This window comes from Polaromonas sp., from assembly GCF_030689685.1.
In the GTDB taxonomy this organism is placed as follows: domain Bacteria; phylum Pseudomonadota; class Gammaproteobacteria; order Burkholderiales; family Burkholderiaceae_C; genus Polaromonas.
Genome location: NZ_JAUYEY010000031.1, coordinates 149981 through 158244, shown reverse-complemented (window position 1 = coordinate 158244; position 8264 = coordinate 149981). Strand labels below are relative to the sequence as shown.

Genomic DNA, 8264 nt, shown 5'->3' with positions numbered 1-8264 from the left:
CGAAGCGAAAAGTGGCCCCGGCGAGGACAGTTTTTGCCGGGTTTGCAGCCTCATAGCCGTAGCTATGGGGCAAAAAGCCGGTGAAAAATGGACCGTCGCGGCCGCTTTGCAGCCGACGTTCCTTCTGCCGCCCAGGCTCCTAATTGCCAAAAAGCAGTACAAAACGTGCCCCGCGCGACCTGTCAGCGGGCGCCATGCGCCGACTGTCACCCCGCTTGCGTTTTGGTGCCAAATTTCGCAGGCCCGCGCATAGACTGCGGCGACCCGCCCGCGCCTGCGCCGGGGGCGCCTGTCCTTTCAACCGGTACGCCATGTATGACAACCAACGCGCTGAATCCGTCCCCTGAAGACCTGGACGTGAGCATCATGGACCTGGGCCCGCTGGCCTGGGTGCTGGAGGAGCTCCACAAATCCCTGGATGGCGCGAGCAAAGCCCTGAAACGGTTTGTGCGCGAGGCCGCTCTGGCGAAGGGCGCGGAGCTGGAGGCGCTGGACGCCAGCCAGTTGCGTCTGGCCCGCCAGCAGTTGCACCAGGCTGCGGGCGCCCTGGAAATGGTGGGCATGAGCGCGCCGGCGCTGCTACTGCGTGCCATGGAAACAGTGGTCCAGCGTTTTATCCAGTCTCCGAAGCAATGCACGGAACAAGCCGGCAACCAGATCGAGCTGGCCGGCCTCGCGCTGACGGCCTACCTGGAGGACGTGCTGGCGGACAAGCCGGTGTCGGCAGTCTCGCTGTTCCCGCAGTACCGCGATATCCAAAGCCTGATCGGCGCGGACCGGGTTCACCCGGCGGACCTCTGGGCGTTTGAATGGCGCTGGCTGGAGCCCGAGCTCGCTGTCAGCGTCGAGGCCACGGCCTACAGCGACACATCGCGGCAGTTGCTGGACCGACTCACGCTCAAGCTGGTGCGCAGCGGCGATGCACAGGCCGCGCAAAGCCTGTCCGACATGTGTCTGGGCCTGGCGCAAACCGACACCGAGGTCGAGCTGAAAACATTCTGGAAAATTGCCGCAGGCTTTTTTGAAGCGCTGGCGCAGGGTCTGCTGAAGGTGGACGTGTATGCCAAAAGGGCGATTTTGCGCATCCTCCTGCACTATGCCAACCTGGCGCGCGGCCTACCGCATGCCTCGGACCGGCTCGCGCAGGACCTGCTTTTTCTGTGTACGCAGGCGGTGGCCCGGCGTGCCAGCGACGCGCCGGCACTGACAGCGGTGCGGGCCAGCTACGGCCTGGCGCGTTTCCAGCCCGTGGACTACGAGGCGGTCCAGTTCGACCGCTTTGCGCCGGCCCTGATTGAACAGGCCCGCAAACGCATCAGTTCGGCCAAAAAGAGCTGGTCTGCGGTGACCGCCGGCGACCTCAACCGCTTCAAGATGGTCAGCGACCAGTTCAGCCTGGTGACCGATTCGCTGGTCAAGCTGCACCCGCCCAGCGAGCCGCTGGCCCAGGCACTGACGCAGGCGATCAACACCACGGCGGCTTCCGGGCAAGCGCCCTCGCCGGACCTCGGACTTGAAGTTGCGACAGCGCTGCTGTACCTGGAAGCGGCGTTTGACGATCTGGACCCGAAAGACCCGCAGCTCACGGCCCGCACAGGGCGCCTGGCGCACAGGCTGGACAGCGCCCGGACCGGCCAGGCCCAGGCGCCCGACGCCTGGATGGAAGCGCTGTACCGGCGCGTCAACGACAAACAAACCATGGAAAGTGTGGTCACCGAGTTGCGCAGGCTGCTGGGCCAGCTTGAGGTGGCGTTGGACCATTTTTTCCGTAGCCCCGAAGACAAGGCCATTCTCGCTGCGGTACCGGGGCAGCTTGAGCAGATGCGCGGGGTGCTGGCCGTGCTCGATTTGGAGCAGGCTGCACTGGCCGTCACCCACATGCACGAGCTGGTCGAGCAGATGCTGCAGACCGGCAGCACCGAACAGGAAGCGCGGGCGACCGGCAGCTTTGATCGCCTGGGCAACAACCTCGGCGCCTTGAGCTTTTTGATCAACATGCTCAACTACCAGCCGGCGCTGGCCAGAAAACACTTCAGCTACAACGCGGCAAAAGGCGAGCTGCAGGCAAGAATCCGCGAGGGTGAACCTGCCTCCTGACTGTTAACCTATGGCGCGGGCATCGGGCCCGGAACATGGGGCCACGCATTGGACAGCAGATCTGAAACAGGCAAAGTTATCATCGTCAGCCCGGCGATGCGCGAAGCCAACAACGGCAATTGGCACACCGCGTGGCGCTGGGCGCAGTTTCTATCCGGTCATTGCGAGACCGCCTTGCTGCCGCATTGGCCCCCTTCCGCGAACAACCAGCCTGCCGCCGCCATGATCGCGCTGCATGCGCGGCGCTCGGCAGCATCGATTCAAGCCTGGGCCCGGCAGTGTCCGGGCAAAGCGCTGATTGTGGTCTTGACCGGCACCGACCTGTACCGCGACATCCGCAGCGATTCTGATGCACAGCAGTCACTGGCACTGGCAACCCACCTGGTGGTGCTGCAGGAAGCCGGGCTGCACGAGTTGCCGCCCGCCCTTTGGCACAAGACGTGTGTGATCTTCCAGTCGGCCCGGCCTTTGTTGCCGGCTGCCAAATCGAGGCGGCGGTTTCGGGCAGTGATGGTCGGCCACCTGCGTGACGAGAAAGACCCGCTGACCTATCTCAGGGCAGCCGCCAGGAGCGACTCCCGCCGCATGTTGTTTGAGTCCATCGGCGAGGCCTTGCAACCCGAGCTGGCGCGGGCCGCCAGCACAGCGCAAGCCGGGATGCCGCACTACCGCTGGCTAGGCGGCCTGCCGCGCGCCCTCACCCGCCAGCGCATCAAACACGCGCATGTGCTGGTCAACAGTTCACTGATGGAGGGCGGCGCGCATGTGATCCTGGAGGCCGTCCAGTCCGGCACCGCAGTGCTGGCCTCCCGCATCAGCGGCAACCTCGGCATGTTGGGCGACGACTACGCAGGCTACTTCCCGGTGGGTGACGACGCCGCACTGGCGGCGCTGCTGCAGCGCTGCGCCACGGAGCCGGCCTTTTTGCTGCGGCTGGAAAAGCAATGCCGCGAGCGCGCCCATTTGTTCAGCCCTGCCCGAGAAAAGCGCCTTGTCATAAACTTGGTCAACAGCGCACTGAAAGCTCCCCCATGAATGCCCCCGACAAACTTCCTGCCACGGTTCCCGCAACAACTCCCCGCCTGAGCAGCCTGTCGCACGGCGGCGGCTGCGGTTGCAAGATCGCGCCCGGCGTGCTCGCCGAGATCCTGAAAAACTCTAGCAACCTCCCGATTCCCCCGCAGTTGCTGGTCGGCATCGAAACCTCCGACGATGCGGCGGTTTACCTGCTCAACGACGAGCAGGCGCTGATTGCCACCACCGACTTCTTCATGCCCATCGTGGACGACCCCTATGACTTCGGCCGCATCGCAGCGACCAACGCCATCAGCGACGTCTATGCCATGGGCGGCACGCCGATCATGGCGTTGGGCCTGGTCGGCATGCCGATCAATGTGCTGCCGCTGGAGACCATAGGCGCCATCCTGCGTGGTGGCCAGGATGTCTGCCGTGATGCCGGCATTCCGATTGCGGGCGGGCACACCATCGACTCGGTCGAGCCGATTTACGGCCTGGTGGTGCTCGGGCTGGTGCATCCCTCGCGGGTCAAGAAAAACTCGGGTGCGCGCGCCGGCGATGTGCTGATCCTGGGCAAGCCGCTGGGCGTCGGCATCCTGTCGGCCGCGCTGAAGAAAGACGCGCTTGATGCCGAGGGTTACGCCCGCATGATCGCCGTCACCACCCAGCTCAACACACCCGGCATCGACCTGGCCAAACTCGACGGCGTGCATGCGCTGACCGACATTACCGGCTTCGGGCTGGCCGGCCACGGCCTGGAACTGGCACGCGGCGCGGGGCTGAAAATGCAACTGCAGATGAGCCAGATTCCGCTGCTGCCGGGCGTGCTTGAGCTGGCCGCACAAGGCATGGTCACCGGCGCCTCGGGCCGCAACTGGGCCAGCTACGGCACCGAAGTCAGCTTGCCTGCCGATATCAGCCCGGCCCAGCAGGCGTTGCTCAGCGACCCGCAGACCAGCGGCGGGCTGCTGGTGTCCTGCGACCCCGGCATTGCCGACCAGGTTCTGGCCTGTTTTCACAGCCAGGGCTTTGGCGATGCGCGCGCCATCGGCCACATGCTGGCGGGCAGCGGTGTCGAGCTAATTTATTGATCTTTTCCAACGACACGACAGTGAGTTGGACGGCGCTCACCCTCGCCCTGTGGGAGAGGTGTGGGGTGAGGGATTGAGCGGCGCGACTTTTTGGGGCTACCGTCCGCGCAATGTCTATGGCCGCTACGGGATAACACCGTCACAAAGCTGTCAGTTTGCCTTCTATAGTGCCCTATAGAATCCCTCACGCGCCAAGCTGCATCCGGCACGCCCTCCTACAGAAGGTTGCCGGATGATTTTTATGCGCGAACCTTTTCCCAGGATCCCCAGGAGACACCCACCATGACCCCTCTTCTTTCGCTGTCCCGGTCGATTGATGCCTTCAGCACTTGGGTTGGCAAGACCACGATGTGGCTGATTCTTGCCACCACACTGATCAGTGCCGGCAACGCCATCGTCCGCAAGGCATTCGACATGAGCTCCAACGGCCTGCTGGAGGTGCAGTGGTATCTTTTTGCCACTGTGTTCATGCTGGGCGCGGGCTACGGCTTTCTGTCGAACTCGCATGTGCGCATTGACTTCATTTCCACCCTGCTGAGCGCCCGCACGCGCAACTGGATCGATGTACTGGGCATTGTTTTTGTGCTGTTCCCGTTCTGCATCCTGATGGTCAAGCTGAGCTGGCCTTTTTTCATGGGCGCCTACACCAGTGGCGAGATGTCGCAAAACGCCGGTGGCCTGATCCGCTGGCCGGTGTACCTGCTGGTGCCGGTCGGCTTCGCGATCCTGGCGATCCAGGGTGTGTCCGAACTGATCAAACGCATCGCCTTTCTGCGCGGCGTGATCGACGACCCCATTGGTGGAGAAGCCGCCAAAACCGATGAACAAAAACACCTGGAAGAGCTGGAGCGGATTGCTACAGCGCGCCTGGCTGGAGATAAATAAGATGGAAACCACTTTTCTTGCACAACAGTTTGTGCCTCTGATGTTTGCAGGCCTGTTTGTCCTGCTGCTGACCGGTTTTCCGGTGGCCTTCGGGCTGGCGGCCACCGGTCTGGCCTTTGGTTTTATCGGCATGGAGGCAGGCCTTTTTCCTGCCACCATGTTCCAGGCGCTGCCCTCGCGCATTTTCGGCATCATGCAAAACGACACGCTGCTGGCGATTCCGTTTTTCACCTTCATGGGCATCATTCTTGAACGCTCCGGCATGGCAGAAGATCTGCTTGAGACGGTGGGTCAGGTCTTCGGCCCGCTGCGCGGCGGTCTGGCAATTGCGGTAATCCTGGTCGGGGCGCTGCTGGCAGCAACAACCGGTGTGGTGGCTGCAGCGGTGATTTCCATGGGTCTGATTTCCCTGCCCATCATGCTGCGTTACGGCTACAGCCGGGTCATCGCCACCGGGGTGATTACCGCTTCAGGCACGCTGGCCCAGGCGATTCCCCCGTCCCTGGTGCTGATCGTGCTGGCCGACCAGCTTGGACGCTCAGTCGGCGACATGTACTCCGGCGCGCTGGTGCCGGGCCTGCTGCTGGTGGGTTTGTACATTTTGTTCATCGTGGTGGTTTCTTTTGTCAAACCGGCGATGGTGCCGCCGCTGCCGCTGGAGGCGCGCATCTACAAAGAGCCGGGCGGCGCCTCGGGGCACAAGTCCCTGATGTTTCTGGTTGTGCTGTGTGCAGTGGCTGGCATGGCCTGGGCCCAGGTGCACAACGCGGTGCTGACCCCGCTGCTCAAGCGTCCGATGCCGGCACCCGGCGATGAAATTGTCATCCTGTCGATGACCCTGGCCTCGCTGCTTGGTTTGTTCCTGGCCATCATCAACCGCGTGACCGGCATGGGCCTGCTGTCCAAGCTGGCCGAGCGGGTGACTTTTGTGCTGATGCCGCCGCTGATCCTGATCTTTCTGGTGCTGGGCACTATTTTTCTCGGCGTGGCCACACCCACCGAGGGCGGCGCCATGGGTGCGCTCGGTGCATTGATCCTGGCGCTGGGCAAACGCCGCATGACCATGCCGCTGCTGAAACAGGCGCTGGAGAACACCGCCAAACTTGCCTCGTTTGTGCTGTTCATCCTGATCGGCTCCACGGTTTTCAGCTTCACCTTCAACGCGGCCGACGGACACTTCTGGGTAGAGAAACTGTTTGTCGGCATGCCCGGCGGCGCGTGGGGCTTTCTTATTGTTGTCAACATCCTGGTCTTTATTCTGGGCTGCTTCATCGACTTCTTTGAAATCGCGTTTATCGTGATTCCGCTGCTGGCACCGGTGGCCGAGAAAATCCTGCCGGGCCTGGTGCCGGGCATGACGGTGGACGACGCCATGATCTGGTTCGGCGTGATCATCGCCATGAATCTGCAAACCTCATTCCTGACGCCGCCGTTCGGTTTCGCGCTGTTTTACCTGCGCAGCGTGGCGGCCAAGTTCGACTACCGCGACCGGGTCACGGGCGCCACCATTCCGGCGGTAACCACCGCGCAGATTTACAAGGGTTCAATTGCCTTCATCATCCTGCAACTGATCATGGTGGCGGCCATCATGATTTTCCCGAGCCTGGTCACGGGCGGCATTGAAAAGATCGACAAGCTCAGCGACGCGCAGGTGATGGAGCAACTGCAAATGCCCAAGTCCGAGCCGGATGCGCCGCAGGAAAGCCTTCCGGGCGCTGCTCCGTCCGCTGACGACAAGAGCAAGGAAGACGACCCGATGAAAGCCATAGAAGACGCCCTGGCCAAGGACAAGAAGTAGCACGAGTAGCGCGGTGCGGCCAGCCCGTGCCGTCTCTACCCATCGTCAAGAGGGCAGCAAGGCCCAACGAGGTTTCTCCTGAGCTGTTGATGTGTTGATGCCCTCTGACCCAATGCGCCCCCTGAACAGGGGCGCATTTTTTTAGGGTACGCCCGGCCGGGCGCACCCTAAAAAAAGCCCCGCAGAGCGGGGCTTCGGGCAGCGGAAAAGCTGCTTTACAGCTTCTGCGCCTGCATGAATTGGTCGAAGCGCATTTCGGTGAAGCGGAACCAGAGGTTCTGGTCCTTGCGGAAAGCCGAATAATCGCCGTAAATCTTTGCCCACTCCGGGTTGCTGGCGCTGAGCTCGGCGTACAGGGCCATGGCCTCCTTGAAGGCCAGGTCCATCACATCTTTCGGGAAAGGAAGCACCTTGGTCTTGGCAGCCACAAGCTCCTTGAGCGCACCGGGGTTGCGGGCATCGTACTTGGCCTGCATGTCGGTGTGTGCGAAGGCAGCTGCAGACTCCAGGATGGCCTTGTTTTCGGCCGAGAGTTTGTCGTACGCTGTCTTGTTGACAAACGCATCGAGTTGCGGGCCACCCTCCCACCAGCCGGGGTAGTAGTAAAACGGCGCCACCTTGTTGAAGCCCAGCTACTGGTCGTCATAGGGACCGACCCACTCAGCCGCGTCGATGGTGCCTTTTTCGAGGGCCTGGTAAATCTCGCCACCGGGAATGTTTTGCGGCACCACGCCCATGCGGGTGAGCACCTTCCCGGCAAAACCGCCGACCCGGAATTTCAGGCCCTTGAAATCAGCCGCGCCCTTGATTTCCTTGCGGTACCAGCCACCCATTTGCGCGCCGGTATTGCCCATCGGGAAATTGACAATGTTGTATTTGCCGTAAAACTCGCGCATCAGTTTCAGGCCGTTGCCCTGGTACATCCAGGCCGTCATCTGGCGGCTGTTGAGGCCAAACGGAATCGCGCATCCCAAAGCAAACACATCGTTGATGCCAAAAAAGTAATACGGCGCTGTGTGCACCATTTCGGTCGTGCCCTTCTGCACGTTGTCGACCATGCCGGCAATGGCAGGCATCAACTCGCCACCGGGGTGCACCGAAATCTGGAACTTGCCGCCAGACATCTCGCTGACCTTTTTGGCAAAGGTTTCTGCTCCACCGTAAATGGTATCAAGCGCTTTTGGAAAGCTCGATGCCAGACGCCAGCGAATGGCCTCCTGGGCATGCACGGCCGGTGCCACGCCAGCAGCGAGCACGCCGGCAATGCCGGCATTTTTGATAAGGGAACGACGATCCATGAATTGACTCCAGGTGATTTTGAAAAACACGGCTTATGGCCGGGCCATCAACTTTTGCAAGTTGTGCCCGATTGTAAA

5 protein-coding genes and 1 pseudogene are annotated in these 8264 nt (G+C 62.0%); 5 read left to right on the top strand and 1 reads right to left on the bottom strand.

Translation table 11 applies throughout. The features are described from left to right. Positions 1-315 precede the first annotated feature (315 nt). The 5 genes from Q8O29_RS09130 (at position 316) to Q8O29_RS09110 (ending at position 6888) form a co-directional block, all read left to right on the top strand. Complete coding sequence (locus Q8O29_RS09130; RefSeq protein ID WP_305562010.1) at positions 316-2097, top strand: hypothetical protein; 1782 nt, start codon at positions 316-318, stop codon at positions 2095-2097. 48 nt (positions 2098-2145) lie between these two features. Then, entirely contained in the window at positions 2146-3132 is a 987-nt protein-coding gene (senB, locus tag Q8O29_RS09125; RefSeq protein ID WP_305562008.1) for a selenoneine biosynthesis selenosugar synthase SenB, read from the top strand. Then, positions 3129-4205 (top strand): selenide, water dikinase SelD, encoded by a 1077-nt coding sequence (gene selD / locus Q8O29_RS09120; RefSeq protein WP_305562006.1) that lies wholly within the window; start codon positions 3129-3131, stop codon positions 4203-4205. The genes senB and selD overlap by 4 nt, the downstream gene beginning before the upstream one ends. A 282-nt stretch (positions 4206-4487) precedes the next feature. After that, on the top strand, positions 4488-5090 hold the full coding sequence (locus tag Q8O29_RS09115; protein WP_305562005.1) for a TRAP transporter small permease subunit: 603 nt from the start codon (positions 4488-4490) through the stop codon (positions 5088-5090). 1 nt (position 5091) lies between these two features. Next, complete coding sequence (locus Q8O29_RS09110; protein ID WP_305562003.1) at positions 5092-6888, top strand: TRAP transporter large permease subunit; 1797 nt, start codon at positions 5092-5094, stop codon at positions 6886-6888. Between the two features lie 215 nt (positions 6889-7103). On the opposite strand, the pseudogene Q8O29_RS09105 reads toward Q8O29_RS09110, so the two are convergent. Then, positions 7104-8186: pseudogene (locus tag Q8O29_RS09105) on the bottom strand (TRAP transporter substrate-binding protein). Positions 8187-8264 lie beyond the last annotated feature (78 nt).

Bases quoted from the DNA above. Each gene is read 5' to 3' on its own strand.
- Q8O29_RS09115 (WP_305562005.1), top strand. From the start codon at position 4,488: ATGACCCCTCTTCTTTCGCTGTCCCGGTCGATTGATGCCTTCAGCACT.
- selD (WP_305562006.1), top strand. From the start codon at position 3,129: ATGAATGCCCCCGACAAACTTCCTGCCACGGTTCCCGCAACAACTCCC.
- Q8O29_RS09130 (WP_305562010.1), top strand. From the start codon at position 316: ATGACAACCAACGCGCTGAATCCGTCCCCTGAAGACCTGGACGTGAGC.
- Q8O29_RS09110 (WP_305562003.1), top strand. From the start codon at position 5,092: ATGGAAACCACTTTTCTTGCACAACAGTTTGTGCCTCTGATGTTTGCA.